Here is a 24242-nt window from a genome sequence, read left to right on the forward strand (position 1 = left end):
CTACTCCTCCCCTCCTACTCCCCCTAGTTAATTTCCCATTGGGAGGATGTACCCTTACGCCATTTCACCGAAACTGCATTCATCCAAGAGTGGATAGTAAGAACCCTTTACCGGCAAGTGTTATGCGTTGACGCATTATTCATTTAGTTGGCTTCACTGCCCGCTGGTGTCTTATATTAGCATCGAGCTAAATCTGTGATTGAATCACGGGGGAGGTTTAGCTGGATGTGGGGGAAATGGGCATCAGTTTGGCTATGACGGGTGGGCTTGGTTAAAGAAGCCAAGTCTCACCCACTTTTTTCTTACTCACTCAATACTTACCAATTCCTACAGTTACTGCTGACCCAAAAATTTCTTATAATGATAAGCAGTAAAACTTAAAATTTGATCGATCGAGGACAAGCTAGATGGCGAGTGTCACGTTAAAAAACGTTTATAAATCATATGGTGATGTACAGATTTCTAAGGACGTAACCTTAGACATCAACGAAGGTGAATTCGTAGTATTCGTTGGACCATCAGGTTGTGGTAAATCGACGCTATTACGTTGTATCGCAGGTCTAGAAGACATTACGTCTGGTGATTTGTACATTGGCGACCAACGCATGAATGACGTTGAACCGTCAAAGCGTGGCGTAGGTATGGTATTCCAGTCTTATGCGCTTTACCCTCACCTTAACCTATACGACAACATGTCTTTCGGTCTTAAGCTAGCAAACGCAAATAAAGCTGAGATCGACAAACGCGTTGAACATGCTGCAGAAATCCTTCAGCTTGGTCACCTTCTTGAGCGCCAACCTAAAGCGCTTTCTGGTGGTCAACGTCAACGTGTTGCGATTGGTCGTACTCTGGTTTCTCAACCAAACGTATTCCTACTTGATGAGCCTTTATCAAACCTAGATGCCGCGCTACGTGTTCAAATGCGTTCGCAAATCACCAAGCTACAGCGTCAACTGGGTTGTACCATGATCTACGTTACCCACGACCAAGTGGAAGCGATGACAATGGCGGATAAGATCGTTGTTCTGGATGGTGGTTATGTATCTCAAGTCGGTAAGCCGCTTGACCTTTACCACTACCCTCAAAACCGTTTCGTTGCTGGCTTTATTGGCTCACCGAAGATGAACTTCATGTCGGTACACATTGAACAAGCTGAAGCAGAACGCGTATTGGTACAACTTTCTAATGGCATGACTTTCTGGATCCCTGTTGATGGTACGACTGTCAATGCTGGCGATCGTATGTCTCTGGGTATTCGCCCTGAACACTTGATGTCTGCTGAATCAGGTGACGCGACGATTGAAGCTGACGTGATGATGGTAGAGAAACTAGGTAACGAAACTCAGGTTTACCTAAACCTTGAAAGTGCCGATGCTGATGTTATCTATCGCCAGCCAGACACGTTGAAAATCGAATCAGGTGACAAGTTGGCGATTGGTATTCCAGCGCACCGTTGTCACCTGTTCCACAGCGATGGCCGCGCATGTCGTCGTTTGTACAAAGAATACGGCACAGACTAATCGCTTAGCCTTTTAGGATATAACTTACCCATATCGAATCCCTCTTACTCAGTAAGGGGGATTTTTTTATGTGCTGGATATTTTTATGTGTTGGATACGAGTTTCACTTACATTGAATAGTTCATGAGTCAGCCACTCGGTCTTTCGCTAGCGGCAATAAAAAAGGTCTAGCAAGCGCTAGACCTTTATCTGTTAGTTAGGCTATGAACCCAACCGCTAATATCACTTCTTTCAGACATGAAACCTGTCTAAATCAACTTAGTGAATTGGCGTATCATTCTGTTTGTTGAACTGGCCAAAATGCTTCTCTAACACTTCAGGAGTCAGTTTGCCTTCCGCCTCTAGTCGCTTGAACTCAGCAACAATTGCTTTTTGCTCTTCAAGTGATGGCAGTTTCACCTCAGGCTCATCGCCCATCTCTTGAGTCATCTGCTCTAGTTCTTTTTCAAAATCGCTCATGATACTTACCTAAATATTAAACCTAACGAGATTTTACTCATTTACGCCCTATGATGCTAGGGCGATTGAGTGCAAAGCCCGAAACCAGATCAAGCGAACGTCAGTTAGAAGAAAACAAGCACGTAAATAAAAAGAGCTGAATTCACGATTAAATGAATCCAGCTCTTAGTTTATGTATCTTTGTAAGCCATGCTACAGCTTAAAGGGATTAAAGCTTAAATGAACCAACCATCTTATCTAGACGAGACGATAGATCACGAAGCTCTTGGCTCGCTTCAGCAAGTTGCTCAGCCGTGCCCGTTGTCACTTCGTTGATTGCGTTAATCTCTTCAATGTTCTGGTTGATGGTGTGAACTACGGTTGATTGCTCTTCCGTTGCCGTTGCCACTTGAGTGTTACGGTCTGTGATATCAACGATACGGTCTGAAATGCCACTCAGCACGTCTACCGCTTCATCCGAAGCCGATACACCTTCAAGGGTAATCACCTTACCCGCACTCATTGCCGTTACCGCATCTTTAGCATCGCTTTGCAGTTGGTTGATCATCTTTTGAATCTCTTCCGTTGAATCTGCGGTACGGCTTGCTAGGTTACGTACTTCATCCGCTACAACCGCAAAACCACGACCTTGCTCACCAGCACGGGCGGCTTCAATTGCAGCGTTTAATGCGAGTAAGTTAGTTTGCTCTGAAATATCACGAATAACACCCAGAATAGAACCGATGTCTTGAGTTGTAGAAGCCAGTTGCTCTACTACCTGACCCGTGCTTTCAATATCTTGCGCCAAACGACTGATCGCGTCTTTTGCTTTGTTCACCACAGAGCGACCTACTTCCGTATTGCCTGAAGCTTGAGTTGCCGTTTCTGCTGCGGTTGCCGCGTTCGATGCAATCTCACTGATGGTCATACCCATTTGGTTAATGGCAGCTACGACTTGAAGGGTTTGGTCGCGCTGTTCTTGGCTGTTGTCGTGGGTGATGTGAGCTTTATTCGAAACACTCTCTGCAGCCACTTGAAGCGCTTGACTTGTCGAACACACCTCTTTCATCGACTCGTGAATCTTTTCAATGAATCCGTTGAAGCCTTTTGAAAGCTGTGCAATTTCATCGTTGCCTTTCACTTCGATACGCTGTGCAAGGTCACCGTCGCCTTCACCTAAGTCGCCGAAACGCTTAGCCAAAAGCTTGATCGGTTGAGTAATGCTGTTCGCCAGAACTACGCCCATTAGGATAAACACTAATGCCACAACCGCAGTCATGATCAGCATCTTCTGCGCTGTCGCATCTAACTCTGCAAACACTTCACCAGTCGGAACGACACCAATAACAAACCAGTCCATTGAAGACACATACAAGCTCGCCACGAACAGCTCTTGGCCTTGGCTTTCAGTGGTAATCAGGTTAAAACCCGACTTGTTCAGTAGTTGGCTTGCTTGAGGACCGTAAAGTTGTTGAAGTGAAGAGTCACTGCGAGAACGCTCACGGTGAATTTGAACATCACCTTGGCTATCGGTTAAGAATACGAAGCCGGTATTTTCAATCTTAAAGCCGTTCAGCAGGTTAACCATGTCATCCATCGACTTTGATAGACCAGACATCGCCAAACCAGAAGGTTGTTGATAGTTAGCAAACATCTTCACTTCGCCATTGGCTTCTTGGAACATGCTCACCATGGTCGGCTGTCCAGATTGCGTAAAGCCAAAGAACCAACCATCTTGCTGTTGGTTTAACTGACGCAGGAAACCATTTTGGTTCCAGTAGTAAGCCGTTTGACGGTTCGCCACTGAGGCATCGTTCAACTGATACTGGTTACGAACATTGTTCAGCTGTTTAACCAGTTTATTTTCTAGTGCCGGATCGCGATCGGTCGATTCGATAGCATCAGAAATAAATTCATTTGAAGCAATTTGCTCCGCCGCTAGTAATAGCTGAGAGACTTCTCGGTCAATTTCACCATTGATTCGCTCTAGCATTCCTGGAAGTTCAATATCGATCAATCGATGACTTAATACATCTCTTGCTTGTTGTTGTGCCATTGCGCCGACAATCACTGTCGATGCAAGAACCGCAAAGGTAATTCCAAGTACAACTTTTTGCTTGATACTCAGAGAGTTAGTTTTAAACATATTTGGACCTTTAAAAAGAATCGCTCGTTATTGGTATACCCTGAACAGGACTTTTTTAGTGCACTCCAACAAGCAATGCACAATCTGAGTGATGTATCGGCCACAACCAATAAAACTAGAGACTTTTCTCTCAAAAATTTGCAAACACGATGTAACGATCAAAAGTATTCACCCTAAATATGAATTAACTAAGCAAATACCGCATTGTCGAGAGTCGATTTTAGCTTTCAGCCCTTAGACCCAACCGAACTCAAACCACTCCCCACCGCCGAGCTTTTGTATATAAAAACCAATTGATATAGTAATAATCACAACCTAACGATTTTTTTAGCTAACCACTTGTAAATATTTCCAATTTTGAAAAAATAAATTACGCAAATGTACTGGAACTTTTTCCTCGAAATCAGTGACCAATACTTACAATAAAAATCAAATGGATACCCAGAGAGTCCAAAATGCACAAAACGAATTTCGAAGTCCTTCAAAACTATTTAGAGTCTCAAATCATTGGTCAGCAAGAGCTCGTCAAACAACTGATGATCGCACTACTTGCTGATGGTCATATTCTGGTTGAAGGTCCTCCGGGGTTAGCGAAAACCCGTGCAGTCAAATCACTGGCTGATTGTGTTGAAGGGGATTTCCACCGCATTCAATTTACCCCTGACTTACTGCCTGCCGACCTGACGGGTACTGATATCTTCCGACCAGAGACAGGGGAATTTACGTTCCAATCAGGGCCGATCTTTAACTCGCTTATCCTGGCGGATGAGATCAACCGTGCTCCTGCAAAAGTGCAAGCGGCGATGTTAGAAGCGATGGCGGAAAAGCAAGTCACTGCAGGCCGAAAAACCTACGCCCTGCCAGACTTGTTTTTAGTGATGGCAACACAGAACCCAATTGAACAAGAAGGGACTTACCCGCTACCGGAAGCTCAGTTAGACCGATTCTTGCTTCACCTAGAGGTTGAATACCCAGATATGGAAAGCGAGCTTGAGATCTTACGACTCAACCGTGGTGAGGCTCAAGGTAACGAATCAGCTCAGCCACAACAGATATCTCAGCAAACGATCTTTGAAGCGCGCCAAGAAGTGCTCAACACTCACATGGCAGACACCATTGAGCAGTACATCATCAGACTGGTTATGGCGACTCGCCAACCTAAGCAATACAGTGACCAACTTGATCAATGGTTAGACATGGGTGTCAGCCCGCGTGCAACCATTGCGTTAGACCGTTGTGCCCGCGCTCACGCTTGGCTTGCAGGACGAGATTACGTCACGCCACAAGACGTTCAAGCGATGGCATTCCCTGTGTTACGCCACCGTCTACTGCGCAGCTACCACGCACAAGCTGAAGGTGTCACCGCAAACCAAGTGATCGCACACCTTATTTCATTGGTTGGCAGCGCATAGGGATACGCGCATGAATAATCAACTACCCAACCATAGTGACGGTGTCACGTTAAACCTGGACGAACTTCTGCAATACAAAGCGCAGTCTGTTCGCTGGTTGCCTCCCGCCAAGAGCCTTTGGTCACAGCTTAACGGCCAACACGAGAGCAACCGTAAAGGTCGCGGGATGAATTTCTCTGAAGTTCGTCAATATCAAGCGGGAGATGACATTCGCAGCATTGATTGGCGTGTAACAGCCAGAACGGGCAAAGCGCATACCAAACTTTTCTCTGAAGAACGAGAACAGCCTGTCATTTTATTCTTGGATCTATCAAGCAGTATGATTTTCGGCTCAACCTTGTTGCTGAAATCGGTTCAACTTGCACACTTTGCTAGCCAACTGTGCTGGCTTACTGTGGCTCAAAAAGATCGAATTGGCGCGGTGATCGATACTGGCAAAGAGGTCATTGAGATTAAGCCAAGTGCAAGCAACCATGCTCCACTGCGTATTTTGCAAAAAGTCATAGAAATCAATAATACGGCACTGACTAATCACGACAATCATAATGACACGACCTTAGAGCATGGACTGAAATCTCTGCACCAGCTTTGCCCTAAAGGAAGCGATATTATTATGCTCAGTGACTTTGTGCGTTACCAAGAAAGTGACTACTCACTTATCAGTCAAATTCGCCGACACAACAGAGTACGTCTTGTGCATTTCTACGACCCGCTAGAGCAGGGTGAAACCACCTATAAAGGTTCTAAACAGGTCACCGATGGTAGCAAAACTCAATGGTTTAATTTCTCTTCCAATAAAGAAAAGCAAAAGCTTAACCATGCTTTTTCGCTTAAGAAACAGCAGCTGCAACAGATGGGGTTGTCTCTCGCGATACCTTATAGCTCGCTGTCGAGTGCGCAGTCACTCATGAGCCAGATATCAGGAGCTCAGTCATGAAACAGCCCTTAGATTTAAGTCCGGTTATTGCGCCAGATGCACCGACTTGGTGGCCTTTGGCGTGGGGTTGGTGGGCAGTGGTTATCACAGCCATTGCCCTGATTGCTTTGGTGTTTTTCATTGTAAAACGTAGAAAAAACAATCAACAGGCGAAGCAAGAAGCACTGTCTTACTTTAGCAATAGTCAGTCCCAAGATGGCTTGTCTCCGAGCAAAGCACAACGCATCCTTCGTCAAGCAGCACTGAGCTATTTCCCTCGTGAAAAAATTGCAGGTTTGTCTGGTGATGATTGGTTGAAGTTCTTAGATGCGCAATTGGCGAAGCCGTTATTTGTAGCAAAACAATCCCAGTGGCAACAAGCGCTCTATCAAGATGTAGCCCTAATGAACGACGAACAGAAAAAGGCTCAACAGCAATTGGTTAATGATTGCGAAACTTGGCTTCTTAAAGCCCTTCCTCCTAAGCGAGGTCGTTATGAGTGATTTTCTAAGCCCTATGTTTCTAAGCGGGGACTTGCTAAACATCGAGTTCGTTTGGTGGTGGATGTTCTTCATCGCGCCACTGCCGTTGCTCGTTTACTTGTTCTCACCAAAGTCAGAATCAAGCCATGTCCTAAGACTTCCATTTCTGCCAGAAGACAGTAATACCAAAACACCGAGCAGTCGCTTACCAAAGGCGTTGTCCGTGATTATCTGGCTTCTGCTGGTTACGGCGAGCGCGCGCCCTGTATGGTATGGCGAACCGGTAGAGTTTCAACCGAAACATCGTGATTTGATGTTGGTTGTCGACCTCTCCTACTCGATGAGCCAAGAAGACATGCAGTTCAATGGCGAATACATCGACCGCTTGTCGGCGGTGAAACGCGTATTGAGTGACTTTATTGAGCGACGAAAAGGCGACCGAGTTGGACTGGTGTTATTTGCTGATCACGCCTACTTGCAGACCCCGCTTACGCTAGATAGAGATACGCTTTCACAACAGCTCAATCAAGCGGTGTTAAAGCTGATTGGTACTCAAACCGCGATTGGTGATGGTATTGGTCTTGCCACCAAAACCTTTGTCGATAGCGATGCGCCCCAACGTGTAATGATTCTACTCAGCGACGGCAGTAATACCGCCGGGGTATTAGACCCATTAGAAGCGGCGGATATTGCAAAGAAATACGACGCAACGATTTACACCGTGGGTGTCGGTGCAGGCGAGATGATGGTCAAAGAGTTCTTCATGACGCGCAAAGTCAATACTGCTCAAGACTTGGATGAACGTACACTAATAGAAATTGCCAAACGCACCGGCGGTCAGTACTTCCGAGCGCGTGACAGCAAAGAGTTAGCGACGATTTACGACACCATTAACCAGTTAGAGCCCGTGACGAACGCCACTAAGATCTGGCGACCGCAACAAGAGTGGTTTGTATGGCCACTGTCGGCGGCAATGTTCTTCGCATTTATGCTGTTAGCCATTAGGAGAAACAATGTCTAACTTTACTTTTATCTACCCATATTGGTTCTTGGCGCTTGCCGTGCTGCCCGCTATTTGGTGGCTGAGCAAGACACAGTCCAAACAAGGATTACTCGCGTCACACATCGCCCGTTACTTGGCGCCAGAATCAAGCAAGCCATCGAAAAATCGCAGTACTTACTTCGGTATTTGGTGGCTGGTCGGCGTTATTGCGTTAGCTGGGCCAAGCTTCGAGAAAAACGAACAACCAAGCTTTGAAAAAACGCAGGCACGAGTTGTGATCATGGATATGTCGATGTCTATGTATGCCACCGACATTAAGCCGAATCGCTTAACTCAAGCGCGATACAAGGCTCTGGATCTGCTTTCATTGTGGAAAGAAGGGCTAACAGGCATGGTGGCGTATGCTGGGGATGCTTACACCATTAGCCCGCTAACGTCAGACATCAACACCATCAAAAACCTAGTGCCTAACCTATCGCCAGATATCATGCCTTATCAAGGTGGTGATGCCGCATCAGCCGTTAAGCTTGCGATTGATATGATGACTCGCGCGAAGATCTACCAAGGTGATTTGGTATTGATTGCTGATGACATCGATGACCAAGAGAAGAAGCAGATCGACTCCCTACTCTCTGGCAACGATTGGACATTGTCGATTCTAGCTGTAGGGAGTGAAAACGGTGCGCCAATCTCGTTACCTACGGGGTCGATGCTGCAAAGCGACTCAGGACAAACCGTGGTGGCAAGAACCAACTTGAAGAACATGCGCGAGCTTACACGCAGCTATGGTGGCACGTTCACTGAAGTTCAATTTGATAACTCAGATGTTGAACACATCGCGAGCTACCTCGACCGCGTTGCAACAACATCGGAAGTAACCAAGACCAAGAACTCACTCAACACCAGAGTGAACAACGGTTTCTGGTTACTGCCTTTGCTATTACTTCCGGCACTTGGATTATTCAGGAAAGGGGTTATTTGGTGTGCCTTAGCTGGAGTTATCTCTTTTAGCCAACCAAATACTGCGTTTGCGAACCCGTGGAAAACCAATGATCAAGTAGGCTATCAGCTGTATCAGGACGAGGACTTCCAACAAGCTGCTGAACAGTTCACCCAACAAGAGTGGAAAGGCATTGCTCAATACAAAGCCGGTGATTTCGAAGCCGCAGAGCAGACGCTGCAAGAGCTTTCTAGTGAAGATGCTCGCTACAACCTTGCTAACGCTCAAGCCCAACAAGGTAAGTACGACCAAGCGATCCAAGAGTATCAACGTATTCTTGAAAGCAACCCTGAACATGCTTATGCCAAGAAGAACCTAGAGATTGTCGAACAGGCTCAGAAGCAACAGCAACAGCAACAGCAACAGCAACAGCAACAGCAAGGCGATTCTGACTCCAAAGACCAGAAAGACCAAAATCAGCAAGGTCAGCAAGGTCAGCAAGGTCAGCAAAATGATTCTTCGCAAAGCTCTCAGGATCAACAACAAAGCTCCGCTGACAATGGCAAGTCGCAAGATCAAAGCAGTAACCAAGATCAACGCGGTAGCCAAGACCAAAACTCATCTCAAGGCCAACCTGAAAATCACTCTGACTCTGAAAAGTCTAAACAAGACGACAAGCAAGCCACGCAACAAAGTAACAGTGATCAGCCGAAACAGAGTGACCAAGAAGGCGCTACACCTCAAAGTGCTAGCGCACAACAAGCTTCAAAAGAAGATGGTGAGCAAAGTAGTCAGCAAGCTGTAGCACAAACCTCAGATCAACCTCTGTCGAGCGACCCTGACATGCGAAAACTTGAGCAAGTAGAAAGCGCCCGTGACCCGAGCCAACTGCTTAAAGCGCAAATGATTTTACAAGCACGACAAAAAAGTGCTCCTAACAACCAGAACAAAAAGTGGTAACCATGCGATTTTTAAACAAGCCATTTTTATCCGTACTCCTAACATTGTTGTTGGGAGCTTTCTCGTCCTTCTCAGTATTGGCTGCAAACGCCGTGGCGAGCGTTTCACATAACAGTGTCACCAAAGATGAAGTGTTCCTTCTTAGAGTTGCAACCGATGAAAAGGTCTCCTCTGATGCTCTAGATCTAACAGCGCTCCAGCAGGACTTCTATGTCGGTACACCAAGCTTTGGCTCGTCGATGCGAATCGTCAATGGCAGCCGTTCGGTGTCAAGCGAGTGGAACATCACCCTTGCTCCACTGCGTTTGGGTAAGTTGCAAATCCCGAGTTTTGATATTGAAGGGGCAAAAACCAAGCCTATCACCATCAATGTTGCAATTAACAAAGCCGCTCCAACTCAACATGATATGGCAGAGTTCCAGCTTAATCTCAGCAAGAACTCGCTGTACCCAGAAGAAGTGGCTGAGCTTGATGTAAAACTCATCATCAAAGCTGACCCAAGAAGGCTGCAAGATCCTAAAATAGCGCCACCGAGCTCGCCGGGCTTAGATGTGGAACCTATTGGGGAATCGAAGCAATTTCAAGACGTTCTCAATGGACAAGAGGTGACGGTAGTTCAACAGTCTTTCCGTATCTCTTCACAAAAAGCAGGTCAATTTAAGCTGAACGGGCCGAAGCTAACAGGAGCTGTTGTCTACTCAACCAATAACTCTAGTACAACACGTTTGTTCCAACTCGACACACCCGTTGAAATCTTAGATGTAACTGTGAAGGACGTACCAAAAGGCTACCAAGGTGAGTGGTTACCAACATCAAACTTCAAACTGATTCAACAATGGTCAGATAGCCAAGGCAATCAACTGGGAAATAGTAATGGTTTAGAAGGCGACAACCAAACCATTGAAATGGAAGCGGGTGATTCGTTAACTCGTACCATCACGATGACGGCTAGCAACTTAACGCAACACCAGCTGCCAAAACTGAATATCACCTACCCTAATTCGGTACGTGTTTATGAAGAGAAGCCGCAATTTGGCACAACTCAGTCAGGTGATTCTGTCGTTGTTTACAAGCAAGTCTTGATTCCGAAAGAGGCAGGAAACATCTCGCTTCCTGATGTATCTCAAGCTTGGTTTAACACCGATTTGCAATCAGAACAAACAAGCAAAGCGCAGGGGCTAGAGTTAGCGGTAAAAGCAAGTGATCGCGCAACGTCAAGCACTCCACCAGTAACTGCTACGCCCGCCCAACAAGTAAGCCCGACGGTTGTTACTGTGGATAGCCCTGGGATCTGGCCTTATCTCACCGCCCTATTTGCAGCTTTGTGGCTAATCAGCTCAGCATTGGCATTCTACTTCTGGTCACGCCGCGGTGTAACGACAAAACCAACACACACTGTTGAACGTCAATCAGATACCGCAGAAGCGCTTATTGAAGCTCTAAGAACGAAAGATGGCGTGATGACCAGAACCTTATTTGAGCAATGGAAATCTGAAAATACAGATCTAAGTGATGAAACGTTACAAACCGTTGAAGCCGAACTCACCAAGCTAAACCAAAGCCTTTATGGTGAAGCCGGTTCACCAGCCCAAACATGGAGCCCTGAGCTGGCAATCAAAACGTTGAAGAAGCCCAAGAGAGTTGCGAGTAAAAAGCATAATAGTTCGCTAGAAAATCTTTAGTCGACGCTGTTCATCAACAACAGTAAAACACAAAGGCCGTTGATCATCTTGAGATCAACGGCCTTTATTTTAAGAAAGAGAGGCTGTGACTTTTTTACGTTTTAAGGCAGAAACGATTCGATTTCTCCCAGAGTCTTTGGCTTGATACAAGGCTTTATCTGCCTTGCCATAAAGTAGGTCGAAGTCAAACTGGTGCTGATCAGAAGTTATCGAGGCATAGCCAACGGATGCCGTTAAATATGGGCTGGTACTACTTTCACAATGGAGGATTTTTGCCTCTTCAATGCATTTTCTAATCGACTCTGCACGTTGCTTTGTCTCTGAGTGATTCGTGCCAATCATCAACAACATAAACTCCTCACCACCAATCCGGCAGAAGGTTTCTTTATCATTGTGAACATGGGCATTCAGTATCTCACCTACCGTCCTCAGAGCCGCATCCCCTTCAGTATGACCATAGACACTGTTGTACAAACCAAAGTGGTCGAGGTCGACAAGAATCAAGCCAAATGTAATTTCGTTCTGTAAGGCAAAGGCACCTTGATCGTCACCGTTCAAGTCTTCTAGAACCTGCGACAACATACGGCGGTTTCCAAGGCGCGTCAGTGGGTCTAGCTTAGAAATGATATCCAATTGCTCATTCGCCAACTCTAGCTCTTGGGTACGCTTACTGACTTCTTGCTCCAATGTTTCATTGAGCTTTTTCAGTTCTTCTTGAGCCATGGTTCTTTGCAGCACCTCAGCAAGGCTCGAAGCAAAGATACGTATTACCTCACGAAGCTGTGAGGTTAAAGGACTGCGAGTTAATAGGTTATCAGCAGCGATAAACGCAATCGGCTCACCCGTATTGGTGGTGAGCATGGTCATTGCCGTCCAACCGACTCCCACAATATTGAAATCGTGATAGATAGGAACTGATTCTTCAAAGGCAACTTGATTAGGGCAAGCACGAGCTGCGGCTACAATGTCACGTTCCACCAGCTCAGAGCGATAATAGGACTCATCGACAATATCGCCTTTGATGTCAGTGCCCCAAGTACCTTGCATGTAACTGCACTTTTTGTCTGTTAGGAAAACAGCCAGTCGATCGATACCTAGATGTTGAATCGCAAAACTAACCGCGGACTTACAGACTTCACTGACGCTATCGCATCGAGACAGCTCAACCATACTCGAGTGCAACATACGTATGTTCTGCTCTTGGCGCTTGCGAATATAGATTTGAGAAAGCAAAGAGCCAAAAGACTCAAGCATCTGCTTTTGATAGTTAGTAATCGGTGAGCGATGAATGTAGTTATCCATGGCGATCCAGCCGACAGGTTTGTCGCCTTCACGCAAGATAAGCATGCCATTCCACCCCTGCCCGACCACCTTACCTTCTGTATACAGGGGCGCATTATCGATGATGACTAGATTAGTATGGTTATCAGACAGCGCTTCAATGTATTCCGCTTCAAGTTGGTGCAAATCGTATTGAGTGTGGTGTTCACTGTTGGTTTTACCCGCTTCGTCAGTGCCATAAGTTCCGCTGAAACAACGCTTTTTCATATCAAGCAACATGAAGATCGCACGATCAAACCCTAACCTGTCTCGCACAGCCTCAACCGATGCTTTATACAAAGCATCGAGTGACTCAGGGTTAGAAAGCTCAAGCGCGACCTGATGAACCAGCTTCATGTTCTCTACAAACAGCTCACGTAACTTTATCTCATCTAAGTATTGAGCTTCACGTGTGTCTCTGTGTTTGATTTCTAGCGCCGCGTTCTTTTCGGCACGAATACATTGCCAACGGGCAGCCGCGAGCTGTAACACATCAAGATCTTGGTCAAAGGTTTGATTAACCTTCTCAGCATTGCAATTTTGAACAATTAAATAAGTTCTGGAGGCAGGTGCGTTGTCGAGCATCATGATAAACGACTCCCCACCAAGCACTTTCATGTGTTCCCACTTGCAGGTGTTGATAGCCATTGGCAAAACCCCGTCTGCGGTATCAAACTGTGAGACCCACGGCCAAAATGTAGAGGGGTAGCTCGCCAATGAGGTTAGGTCGCCATAAGAAAAAAGCGGTAATGCGTCGCTCTCCGGCGTCGGTTCAGCAAATATTCCTATCCCTTTTGGAGTAAGTACCTTAACCAGATAGTCAAAAAGAGACTCAGCCAACAGACGATGGTCGCGTGTCGCAGATATTTGTTTTGCAAAGGCTTTAACAGGCACAGCTTCCTTCCATTGGCAATTAAGAATAAAGCAAAAATACAGAAGGCTTGATATGCAATCAATGTAAGTAAAAATGAGATGTTAAGCGGGTCGCAGTTTCACCTTTAACATTATCACAAGCATGAGAAGGACGACAAAAATGGGATTCTCTGCCCAAAATCACATCGACATTGGGGATTTTTTAGACACATAAAAAAGCCCCACCTATAGTGGGGCAAAACTTCCATCGCTTATAGTTATAGTGATAATTCTGTTGTTCTATTCGATTATCTAACCTGCGTTTCAGTTAGTGTGTAAAGGTATCTAATCGCTTAAATACCACACGTAAATCGTCGATTAACCGAAGTCACCGTTTACGTAACCTTTAGTACGATCATCTTTTGGTTCACTGAAGATAACGCTGGTTTCGTTATGCTCTACAAGCTCTCCCATTAGGAAGAAAGCCGTGCGGTCTGAGATACGACGCGCTTGCTGCATTGAGTGCGTTACGATAACGATAGTGAAGTCTTTCTTCAGATCTTCCATCAATTCTTCAATCTTGTGTGTCGCGATTGGGTCTAGAGCCGATGTTGGTTCATCCATCAGGATTACATCTGGTTCCATTGCAATGGTACGTGCTATACATAGACGCTGTTGTTGACCACCAGACAGACCAAATGCATGCGCTTTAAGACGGTCTTTTACTTCATCCCACAGTGCAGCACTGCGTAGCGAGCGCTCAACCACTTCATCGATGTGTTTTTTGTCTTTGATACCTTGAGCACGTAGGCCGTATGCCACGTTCTCGTAGATGCTCATTGGGAACGGGTTTGGCTTTTGGAATACCATGCCTACGCGGATACGTAGGTCAGCGACATCGATATTACCGTAGATGTCAGTGCCATCCATATCCAGCTTACCCTTAATCGTAACGCCTTCAATTAGGTCATTCATGCGGTTCAAACAACGCAATAGTGTTGATTTACCACAGCCAGACGGGCCAATCAGAGCAGTAACCTGGCGAGTTGGAATTGGCAGGTTGATAGATTTAAGCGCTTGGTTGTCGCCGTAAAACAGATCTAGGTTCTCAATATCAAATTTATTCATGTTCGTAATCTCTAAATTCTTAAATTCGTGTCTAACTTGATGCTTTCTTTATCACGGGGGCTCGCTTTATTTATGAGCCAGCTAATGAGCTTAGTAAGTTGCCGTGTTGAAGCGTCTCGCAATCAGTTTTGTAACCATGTTGATCAAGAGAACCAGTACGATTAGGACTGTCGCCGTGCCGTAGGCTTGGTTCCACTCATCGATAGTAAATAGCTCTGTTGTCAGCTTATATAGGTGAACCGTTAGTGTACGGCCAGAATCGAATACCGACTCAGGAACACGTGCCACCATACCTGCTGTTAAAAATACAGGTGCTGATTCGCCAATTACACGACCAATACTAAGAATGACCGAAGTTAAGATACCTGGCATTGCGCTTGGTAAGATCAAACGCCAGATAGTGTAGATTTTTGAAGCGCCAAGGCCGTATGAGCCTTCGCGGTAAGTTTGTGGCACTGCCATCAATGCTTCTTCTGTAGTACGAATGATTACAGGAAGAATCAGGATACTTAGCGTTAGTGCACCCGACAGAATCGAGAAGCCAAGACCAAGAATCGAAACAAAGAAGGTCATACCGAACAGACCAAAGATGATCGATGGGATACCAGCTAACGACTCAGTACAGAATCGAATCACTTTCACCAATCGGCTACCTACTTTCGCATATTCAGTTAAGTATATCGCCGTCATGATGCCCAGTGGCGCGGCTACCGCAATCGATGCGATTACCATGTAGATCGTGGCAATGATCATTGGGAAAATACCACGTTCTTCACCAGTACGAGTGTAATCGTCAGTGATGAAGTTCCAATCTACGTATTGCAGACCGTTCGATAGGATGTACCAAATAATCCAGAATAAGAAACCAACGGTTACAGCTGCAGCTGCCCAGATAAAACCTTTTAGGATGTTATCTTTGGTTTGACGTGCTTGTTTTAGTTTTACGCGATCCATATTACTTATCCTCGCCTACTTCGCTTTTTCACGGTTAAGATAAAGTAGAGCACCATTTAACATCATGATGAACACTAGAAGTACAACACCTGTTGCGTACAGTGCGTTAGCGTGAACGCCACTTGCGTAAGACATTTCAATTGCAATGTTTGCTGTTAGCGTACGAGCAGAGTCCAAAATGCCTTCTGGCATTGCTGGCGCGTTACCCATAACCATGATGATTGCCATCGTTTCGCCAAGTGCGCGGCCGATACCCAAAATCACACCAGTCATAATGCCTGAACGTGCAGCAGGAACGAGTAGCTTAAAAATCGTGTAGATTTTCGAAGCACCCAGTGCAAGTGAACCTTCTTTGTATGTACGAGGTACCGCACGAATCGAAGTTTCAGAAACCGTGATAACGGTAGGAAGAATCATGATACCCAGAACAATGATACCCGCCAGGATAGTGTTACCCGCTGGTACTTGGAAAACGTTTTGAATCATTGGAACGATAATTACTAGACCGAAGAAGCCGTAAACTACCGACGGGATACCCGCTAGAAGCTCAACTGCTGGTCGAATAATATCTGCAAGACGCTTTGGAGCAATCTCAGCAATAAAAATAGCGGTTAATACACCAACTGGCACACCAACAACTACAGCTCCAAGTGTCGAAACAATCGATGCAACAATCATGGTTGCAACACCGAATAGAGCTGGAGGTAACCAGTCAACACCCAGAACGATGCCAGAAACACCGGCCTCTTGGAATGCAGGGATACTCTCTGCAACGATAAAGTAAGCGATAACGGCTAGTGATACGATGCCGATTACAGCACTCGATAAGAACAAGCCGTGGAAGATTCTTTCTCTCCAGTCGATGCGCTTCTTAGCACGTAGACTTGGCTTGTTGATTTGAGTCGCTTCAGTATTCATAAGCTTTTCACTATTTGCGATGGTCATATATAAAATCTCAAACTTTGTGGCTCAATAAGAGCTCGAAATAAACAAAGTTGAAAGAAAAGGCTCAGCCTAAAGCAGGCTGAGCAATAATTAAGATTGAGTCAGTTAAGATTAGTTAACTGTGATGTAGCCTTTCTTACCAGCGATAGCTTGAGCTTCATCTGCAACCATCCAATCTAGGAATTGTTGAGTTTCAGCTGTTGGAGCGCCTGCTTTGTAAAGAACTAGGAATGGACGAGCAACTTTGTAAGAACCGTTCTTAACGTTGTCTACAGTCGCAGCAGCGCCGTCGATAGTTAGAGCTTGAACAGATTCGTCAACTGTACCTAGAGAGATAAAGCCGATAGCGTATGGGTTGCTTGCTACAGAAACTTTAAGTGCGCCGTTACCGTTTGCAACTTGTGCACGTTGAGAGATAGCCGATACTTTCTTATCGCCAATCTTCTTCTTAAGCTTCATGATGTCTTCGAATGCACCACGTGTACCTGATGCAGTATCACGAGTGATTGCTACGATTGGCTTGTCAGCACCGCCAACATCTTTCCAGTTAGTGATGTCGCCTTTGTAGATTGAAGTGATTTGCTCAGCAGTAAGAGCAGATACTTCGTTGTTCGGGTTAACAACAACTGCGATACCGTCACGAGCGATAACTAGCTCTTTCAGGTCAGCTGTTTTCTCTTCTTCTTTTAGGTCACGAGAAGAGATACCAAGGTCAGCACTTCCATTTTTTGCTGCTTTGATGCCTGCAGAAGAACCTGGTGCTTGAATTTCGATGAACACTGGTTCGCCTTTATTCATGTAGGTTTCTGCAAAAACTTCAACCAGTGGAGAAGCACTGTTAGAGCCAACTACAGAGATAGTTTCTTTAGCTGAAGCTGTATTCACTGTTAGAGCGCCTAGTAGTGCGATTGCACCGATAACTGTCTTTTTCATCACAAATTTCCTTTAGTGGCGTTATTGCCGTAATGTTTTGCTTGAACGAGGCCTACTTTAGAATCCGAATGTGACAGTTGTGTTTCACTAAATTGAAGCCTATATGACAACTGCAATTTATTTTCTTGGTTTTCCCTTACTAAATAGCATTCAGCTAATAGAACGAGTGAATTCATAGGCGAAAAATATTAATTGCAACGTCTTCAAACCAAAACGCTTAATATCTCACCACCCCTTGTCATTACTGACTACCAGCCTCTTACCTGTATTAAATACCCCACTTCATTTAGGGGTAAAGCCTTGCTTGTACAATAAATATTCAATATTTATCAAATACCTATCGCATATATCAAAATCGAATCTATTACTGATTGAATTGTCATTCTCAGAAGTTAGAATCACCTGCTAATTACAATAATAACAATTGCTTCTGCTCATTTACTTATTCAAAGAGGGACAATACATGCGCCAACTTCTCAGTGGCTTATCGATAAAAATACAAATTCTCATTCCAGTACTCTTTTCTGTCGTATTACTTTTGACGGGTGTCATCATCGGTGGTGACAAACTGGAAAACGCTTTTAAAGATGTATCAACAGCAACCGATCAACTCATCCTACATAAAGAAGAACTCAGCGAAATCGTCGACAACAGCTATGGCATGCGCATCAAAGCGATCTACAGCCTATTCAATGCTGATGATGTGAAGACACTGGTTGTAACGCTCAATGAAAAGCGTGACCAAAATACTCGCTTACTGAATTCATTAGACACTGTGCCAGGCATGCAAGATGAAGTAGCCGCAATGAGTAAAGCGATGAATCACTATGTCGACTTTTCTCGAACCACTATGCTTCCTCTACTAAAAGCAAAGCATGGCGATACTGCGCTATCTTCTGATTTTGAGGCTCGCTACCAAGTAGCCATCGATCAATACCGTCACGCGGGTAATGACATGGTGCAAGCAATCAATACTCTGTCTAAAAAGCTGAACTTGCTTGCCACTCAAGAGGTCGACATCAACGGCCAGCAACACGCTAGCACGCTGACTACTGCGACCATTGCACTGTTGGTGATCCTGTCTGTAGCTCTAATTATCAGTTGGACGCTGGCTGGTATCATTGTTAAGCCGATCAGCAACATTCAAGAAACGATGCGGGAAGTAGCAAAAGGTAACTTGTTAGTTAAAGCAGAAGAGTATGGCGACAACGAAATCTCACGCCTAGCGCAAGACGTAAACCAGTCTGTTGAACAGCTGCGTGACACGGTAAGCTCGCTGTCTCGAATCAGTATCGAAGTGGCTTCTGCGTCGACAGAGCTAGCGGCTGTAATGACACAGTCCAGCGTTAACTCAGACCAAGAGAAGCAAGAAGTGGAACAAGTCGCTTCTGCTGTAAACCAACTTGAAAGTACTGCAGCACACGTTAACGAGAACGCAGTACAAGCCGATTCAGCGTCTAAACAAGCTGACGAAATGGCGACACACAGCATGAGCTTGTTTAATGAAAGCAACAAAGCTAACGAACAGATGGCGATTCAGCTAAGCGAAGCTGCAAATGTTGTGGGCACGCTAAAAGAGCACTCTGAACAGATTGGTAAAGTGATTGAGGTGATTCAAAGTATCTCTGAACAAACTAACCTGTTGGCGCTTAACGCAGCAATTGAAGCCGCTCGCGCGGGTGAAAGCGGTCGTGGTTTCGCAGTGGTTGCTGATGAAGTTCGAATGCTAGCGGCACGTACACAAGATTCAACCAAAGAGATCCAAACCATCATTGAAGGTTTGCAGGTTCAATCCGGTAACGCGAATGAAAGCATGAGCAGCTCACTGGCTATGCTGGAACACAACCAAACTCTTGCAGGTGAAGTAAGCGCGGCGCTTTCAGGCATTGCTAACTCGGTAACGGACATGACTGAGATTAACACTCAGGTTGCCTCTGCCGCTGAAGAGCAAAGCCAAGTAACCTCAGACATCAACCGTAATATCTCAAACATCTACAGCTTAGTAAGCCAAAACGTAACCGGCATTACTCAAGCCGCTGCAGCAAGCCACGAGCTTTCTAACCTAGCAGAACAACAGAAGCAGCAGTTGGATTACTTTAAGGTATAGGGTTTAAGGTGTAGGCTTCAAGGTCTAAGGTCTAGGTCTAAGACTTAAGTTAAGACCTATATACCAAAACCTAAAAGGCCGTGGAAAACCACGGCCTTTCTATTTACGCATTAAGAACTAAATCATTCTGCAACTAATAAGACGCTAAATTTATATTGTGCGGCGTTGTACTGGTAAACCTCACCATTAATCGAATCAAACGTCATTACGCTCTGACCATCACTCGCAGGAGTTGAACTCCATATATAAACGGCTAAGTTTCCAGCTTCAACGTTAAATGTATCACCAAACACCTTGTGACTCATTGCTGGAGAGTGGCAAGCCACTTCTTTTAGTGACACTAACTCTTTGATGTTTGGCATGCGCCACTCTTTTTTACCACCGAACTGATGCAACGCATGACTGCCACTTTGATCATTGATTGATTCAACCATAGAGAGAGCACTCTGCCAGTGATACGTTTCAGCAGGCCCACTACAAGCTAATGTCTTCGTATCCCAAGTTTTACCCAGTTGGCAACGCATCCAAGTTAACCCTGTCAGTTCATCACTAAACGTCCCATTATCATTCGCAACATAACGTGTGCTCGGAGCCGATTTTTCCATATCTAAACTGCACTCTTGTGCCATTGCACCCGCAGAAAACAGAGCCATTAAAGTGATGGAGAGTAAATTTTTCATATCTATTTACCTTGTAGTGAAACTAAGCGAACTGGGAATTGGTACGAGTCATAATTATCTGAAGAATCGACATCACCTGAATAGATCTCTATAGAACCAACAACCCCTCTATCTGAGCCCTGGGTTCCAATCTCGTTATAATAGAAGCCACCTTCAACAGCAGTGTTTGTATATTGACTATAAGTAATGGATTGTGTCCATACCGAGCCAGTGTAAGTCGTATAGTCAATACCAAGGGTTTGATGTGGGAAGTACTTGTAAGTTAAACCATAAACTTCACCATCCGAGTTGGTTTCGGTCTCACCGAAGTCGAGCACGTTGTAGAATTCATTGAACGTTGGCAAGCGCCAATCTGACTTGCCGCATAAGTTCATTGCATTGATATGTTCAACGTAATCTTGAGTGGTACATACCGCATCACCTTTCGTTTTACACGTCGCTAAATCAACATCTTGATCGTAAGGCGTTACTCGTCCAGGTAGCTCAAGCGCTAATATGCGATCTTTATGTTGAATAGAGCTTTCATCATCCGTTTTCGATTCCCAAATCAAGCCACTGCGTTGATCCAAAACACAAGACCACTCCGCTGCATCATCAGCAAGCACCTGGCCATTTGAATCTAACTTTGCGAACTGGAAACCATTACCGGTATTGGCATTCAGCTCTGTTTTATCAAAGCCGTATTCTGCATCTTGACCTGGGAATGAACTCTGTGGTTCAACGACATTTTGTGTGTCATCAATATCTGAGAAATAGCGTAAAACACCCGTATCATTCAATGCTGTCGCAGCTTTTAGCTCTCCTTCGAGGAAATTTGCAAAAGCAGTAACTTGGTCATTATCTAGTACTCCACCCACATAATCGGCCGCACTCTTATCAAATTTCGCACTCAATTGAGCCAGCATGAACGCACGATTAGAGTGCTTAAACGCCTTAATTGTTGATACGACATTTTGTTCCAGACTCGCGAGTTCAGACGCAGATAAATCGTCTTGAATATCGCCAGAGATCGTAATACCACTTTTCGCCAACTGCGCTTTTAATTTGTTGTTTGCCTCAGCTACCGTTAACCCGTCTGCGACATAACCCGCCAATAGTGAACTGATACCATTAATCTCGTTTCCCGTATTTTTTTGAAGACCGGGAGCGGCAATATAAGCGTAAGAAGATGCAGAGCTGCTCGTGCTATTGGCTGTAATCCCCGTATCCACCTGAGCTAACAAAGGAACCGATAAAATCGACTTCTTAGTGCTGGTGATACTAAATTCGCCATTCGCGTTAGCCGTCGAACTTGGCTCTCCACTATCACACATGTAGTTTTGATTTATGTCTGCACAGACCTTACTTTGCAAATCTACATTCTGTGCTGTCACTGTACCTGACACGGTATAGGTTGGTGCTGCAGAAGCAGAGGTATCGGAACCGCCCGAACCACCGCAGCCAGCAAGAGCCAAAGAGATGGCCAAAATTGTCAATTGAGGTTTCATAGAGTTATCTTCTTGTTTTGTTTTTAAAGAGCCTTGCCGTTAGAGACAAGTTACGCGTACCAAATGACCTGCCGAACGAGAGCAAGGACATGAATAGAATTGATATGGGTGAAGCTGAGCCACCAGAGGAACCACTGGCAACGGCTGGCTCTTGAGGTGAAGTGGTTGTTTCACCACATTCGTATGTTGAAATAGTGCCAAGGCCCCAACGTTTTAAGTGCCCAGTTTCACCATTCACATAATCGGCAATTTCTAAGCGCCAAGATCCGTTAATAGGTTCCCCCTTATACGAATCTAGAACCGAGTCATGCTTGAGTGTGAAGTAACCATCAAAGCCAGAAAATCGCGTCGATTTATGGTTCAGTAAATCTATCCGTGTCCCTCTAGGTGAAATCAAGGTGACCACTAGATCACTCAATCGAGGGTGATCGATCTCTAGGTACACTCCGAAATTTTCGTCTGCTGTTTGAACCGCTCCATTTAGGGTGAAATTAAATGTTTTAAACCCAACGATCGGCTGATTTGTTGAACTCAATCTGCTGTCAGGAAGGAAGCTGTTCACTTCTTTGATATCGGATTCGAGGACAGGTAGCCCATAAACAAGTGACAAATCATGCTGCCAGTTTTGTGATTTCAAAGCGTCGCTGTATTGATAATCGACGCTCGTATTCATGGTGACTGACGAACCACAAACCTCACCAGTAGGAAGTTTTGCCTCTATCAACAGTTGGTTAACCGGATCGCTAACGAATGGCTGTGTTAATGTCGATATTTTAACCTGACCGTCGACCTGTGCCTGTCTGAGCGTGGGGTACAACTCGATCGCTAGCGCTTTTTCTGGATCAACATAGCGGCTAGCAACTTCAACCTTAAACGGCTCTATTACCAGCCCATGCACATCAAATTTTTGCTTCAATATTTCGGCATAATCGCGATTTGGATACAGTTTTTGAGCCACAAACAGCGTGCTCTCAGCTAGGTCGTGCATTTTCAACCCGCGACCAACCCCGTACATAGATTCGAGTACGATTGAATCGAACTCTTTAAAGGCGTGCTCACCATATTGTTCAACCGATGCTTTCAGAGCCTGGAATAAAGGCGTTGACCAAAGCTCATCACCTAGCTCACCCGCAACGCTTTCATGAGGGCGATATTCCGCTTGTCTAAAGTAACGTGCTCTTTGGTTCCATAGGCTACGAGTGGTATTCCTGACCCCGAAGTAACCATCCCAGTTAAAGACGGTATCGATCTCGAACTCTTGTCCACGAGTTTGAGCATTTTCATATTGAGTACGAAAGCTAAAACTACCCGCCCAGTAATCACCAAAACCTTCACCGATTGCGCCGGTATGACCATAAGCCCAATCTTTTACTATATGATAATGAATCCCATGCCCTAGCTCATGCAGAATTACGTCACCATCTAATGCATCTGGAGATCCTCCACCGATACCAAACAAAGCGGCTTTGGGGCCATAGTAATAGGTCGAGTTATCTGCGGATAAACCTCTGCCATCGAACTCAAGTGGCTCTTCAAACAGATCGAAGCCCAAGTTGCTGATATAACGCAAAGATTGATCAAGGTGAGCGAAAACCATTAATTGCGGGAATCGTGTATCTTGCCAATCTACATTTTGTAGTTCAGCTAGGTCAGTAAACTTAGCGACACCTTCAGCTGCGAGGAAATTTGAAGCATCACGATTCGTTACAGCACCCGAGTCAGTATCAATCGAATATAAGGCAACTGCATCAACCTGAGAGACACGATCATTGGTAAGGTAGATACCATCGCTGTGGTTCAAAACCTCCACATCAGTTTGTACATAATGTGGAAGACTCGGGTATTGGCTAACATCGGTAAGTAAAGATTCTGGTGGTGCAGCTTTGTCCATAGTTCTCAAATCTGGACTGAATACATTTACATGCGTCGAAACCACTTGCCCGCTGCTTAAGCTTGGCGCTCGCTCAGCTTCTAGCAAACGAGGAACTTCAAGCTCAGCTGCCGTTGTCGGAATTCCATTGAGTAATACGGTATTTTCCAGACTCCTGAAGACTCGCGAAACCTGCTCGTCTATGTTGGTTGATAACACCACAGACTTCTGTTGTTGGTACTCGCCTTCGATCAATACATCGAAGTTGTAGTGGTGCCCCAACTTAGACTGAGTTTGATAACGAAACCTAAACGTACCAACCTCAGGGTAAGCTTGTTCTAAATAGGCTTTGGCTTCCTGTTGCGTTGTCACAACAGTATTATCAATTGGGTAATCCCACTCGGCAGCGCTGCTGGCTGCTGAAACCAAGAACAAAGCGAGGTATAGAAGACTCTTTTTCATATACC

At 45.2% G+C, this 24242-nt stretch carries 18 protein-coding genes; 8 read left to right on the top strand and 10 right to left on the bottom strand.

Annotated features, from left to right (window positions below):
- The first annotated feature begins 407 nt into the window (after nt 1–407).
- Nucleotides 408–1520 carry a maltose/maltodextrin ABC transporter ATP-binding protein MalK gene (malK, locus tag AB4583_RS03385; RefSeq protein WP_017060047.1) on the top strand — a complete coding sequence of 371 codons (1113 nt, stop codon included), beginning with the start codon at nt 408–410 and terminating at the stop codon, nt 1518–1520.
- A gap of 258 nt (nt 1521–1778) precedes the next feature.
- On the opposite strand, the gene AB4583_RS03390 is transcribed toward malK, so the two are convergent.
- Both AB4583_RS03390 and AB4583_RS03395 read right to left on the bottom strand, forming a co-directional pair.
- On the bottom strand, nt 1779–1979 hold the full coding sequence (locus tag AB4583_RS03390; RefSeq protein ID WP_010431457.1) for a hypothetical protein: 201 nt from the start codon (nt 1977–1979) through the stop codon (nt 1779–1781).
- Between the two features lie 208 nt (nt 1980–2187).
- A complete protein-coding gene (locus AB4583_RS03395; RefSeq protein ID WP_017067914.1) occupies nt 2188–4104 on the bottom strand; it encodes a methyl-accepting chemotaxis protein in 1917 nt (638 codons plus the stop codon).
- 455 nt (nt 4105–4559) lie between these two features.
- On the opposite strand from AB4583_RS03395, the gene AB4583_RS03400 reads away from it, so the two are divergent.
- Genes AB4583_RS03400 through AB4583_RS03425 form a run of 6 tightly spaced genes read left to right on the top strand, consistent with a single transcriptional unit; the run spans nt 4560 to nt 11499 of the window.
- Nucleotides 4560–5516 carry a MoxR family ATPase gene (locus AB4583_RS03400; protein WP_017067913.1) on the top strand — a complete coding sequence of 319 codons (957 nt, stop codon included), beginning with the start codon at nt 4560–4562 and terminating at the stop codon, nt 5514–5516.
- A gap of 10 nt (nt 5517–5526) precedes the next feature.
- On the top strand, nt 5527–6453 hold the full coding sequence (locus AB4583_RS03405; RefSeq protein WP_017060044.1) for a DUF58 domain-containing protein: 927 nt from the start codon (nt 5527–5529) through the stop codon (nt 6451–6453).
- Entirely contained in the window at nt 6450–6935 is a 486-nt protein-coding gene (locus AB4583_RS03410; RefSeq protein WP_372116429.1) for a DUF4381 domain-containing protein, read from the top strand. The genes AB4583_RS03405 and AB4583_RS03410 overlap by 4 nt, the downstream gene beginning before the upstream one ends.
- A complete protein-coding gene (locus AB4583_RS03415; protein WP_017060042.1) occupies nt 6928–7935 on the top strand; it encodes a VWA domain-containing protein in 1008 nt (335 codons plus the stop codon). The genes AB4583_RS03410 and AB4583_RS03415 overlap by 8 nt, the downstream gene beginning before the upstream one ends.
- Entirely contained in the window at nt 7928–9817 is a 1890-nt protein-coding gene (locus tag AB4583_RS03420; RefSeq protein WP_372116431.1) for a VWA domain-containing protein, read from the top strand. Before AB4583_RS03415 ends, AB4583_RS03420 begins: the two co-directional genes overlap by 8 nt.
- A gap of 2 nt (nt 9818–9819) precedes the next feature.
- Complete coding sequence (locus AB4583_RS03425; RefSeq protein ID WP_372116433.1) at nt 9820–11499, top strand: BatD family protein; 1680 nt, start codon at nt 9820–9822, stop codon at nt 11497–11499.
- Between the two features lie 69 nt (nt 11500–11568).
- Here AB4583_RS03425 and AB4583_RS03430 read toward each other — a convergent pair whose 3' ends face one another.
- The 5 genes from AB4583_RS03430 to AB4583_RS03450 all read right to left on the bottom strand — a co-directional run bounded on the left by AB4583_RS03430 (nt 11569) and on the right by AB4583_RS03450 (nt 17631).
- Nucleotides 11569–13713 carry a GGDEF domain-containing protein gene (locus AB4583_RS03430; RefSeq protein WP_017064257.1) on the bottom strand — a complete coding sequence of 715 codons (2145 nt, stop codon included), beginning with the start codon at nt 13711–13713 and terminating at the stop codon, nt 11569–11571.
- Between the two features lie 336 nt (nt 13714–14049).
- Nucleotides 14050–14799: a phosphate ABC transporter ATP-binding protein PstB gene (gene pstB / locus AB4583_RS03435; RefSeq protein ID WP_004737715.1), complete on the bottom strand. Its 750-nt coding sequence runs from the start codon at nt 14797–14799 to the stop codon at nt 14050–14052.
- A gap of 90 nt (nt 14800–14889) precedes the next feature.
- On the bottom strand, nt 14890–15753 hold the full coding sequence (pstA, locus tag AB4583_RS03440) for a phosphate ABC transporter permease PstA (RefSeq protein WP_017064256.1): 864 nt from the start codon (nt 15751–15753) through the stop codon (nt 14890–14892).
- Between the two features lie 15 nt (nt 15754–15768).
- Nucleotides 15769–16698, bottom strand: coding sequence for a phosphate ABC transporter permease subunit PstC (gene pstC / locus AB4583_RS03445; protein ID WP_017064255.1), 930 nt, complete (start codon nt 16696–16698; stop codon nt 15769–15771).
- Between the two features lie 111 nt (nt 16699–16809).
- Nucleotides 16810–17631 (bottom strand): phosphate ABC transporter substrate-binding protein, encoded by an 822-nt coding sequence (locus tag AB4583_RS03450; protein WP_017064254.1) that lies wholly within the window; start codon nt 17629–17631, stop codon nt 16810–16812.
- Between the two features lie 463 nt (nt 17632–18094).
- On the opposite strand from AB4583_RS03450, the gene AB4583_RS03455 reads away from it, so the two are divergent.
- Complete coding sequence (locus tag AB4583_RS03455) at nt 18095–19738, top strand: methyl-accepting chemotaxis protein (protein ID WP_017070044.1); 1644 nt, start codon at nt 18095–18097, stop codon at nt 19736–19738.
- 122 nt (nt 19739–19860) lie between these two features.
- On the opposite strand, the gene AB4583_RS03460 is transcribed toward AB4583_RS03455, so the two are convergent.
- Genes AB4583_RS03460 through AB4583_RS03470 form a run of 3 tightly spaced genes read right to left on the bottom strand, consistent with a single transcriptional unit; the run spans nt 19861 to nt 24237 of the window.
- Nucleotides 19861–20418 carry a DUF1566 domain-containing protein gene (locus tag AB4583_RS03460; protein ID WP_004732048.1) on the bottom strand — a complete coding sequence of 186 codons (558 nt, stop codon included), beginning with the start codon at nt 20416–20418 and terminating at the stop codon, nt 19861–19863.
- A 2-nt stretch (nt 20419–20420) separates the two neighbouring features.
- Nucleotides 20421–21905 (bottom strand): DUF1566 domain-containing protein, encoded by a 1485-nt coding sequence (locus AB4583_RS03465; protein ID WP_017070045.1) that lies wholly within the window; start codon nt 21903–21905, stop codon nt 20421–20423.
- 4 nt (nt 21906–21909) lie between these two features.
- On the bottom strand, nt 21910–24237 hold the full coding sequence (locus tag AB4583_RS03470) for a proprotein convertase P-domain-containing protein (RefSeq protein ID WP_017070046.1): 2328 nt from the start codon (nt 24235–24237) through the stop codon (nt 21910–21912).
- Between the last annotated feature and the right edge of the window lie 5 nt (nt 24238–24242).

Origin of the sequence: Vibrio sp. 10N.222.49.C12, assembly GCF_041475025.1 — a bacterium.
In the GTDB taxonomy this organism is placed as follows: domain Bacteria; phylum Pseudomonadota; class Gammaproteobacteria; order Enterobacterales; family Vibrionaceae; genus Vibrio; species Vibrio crassostreae_C.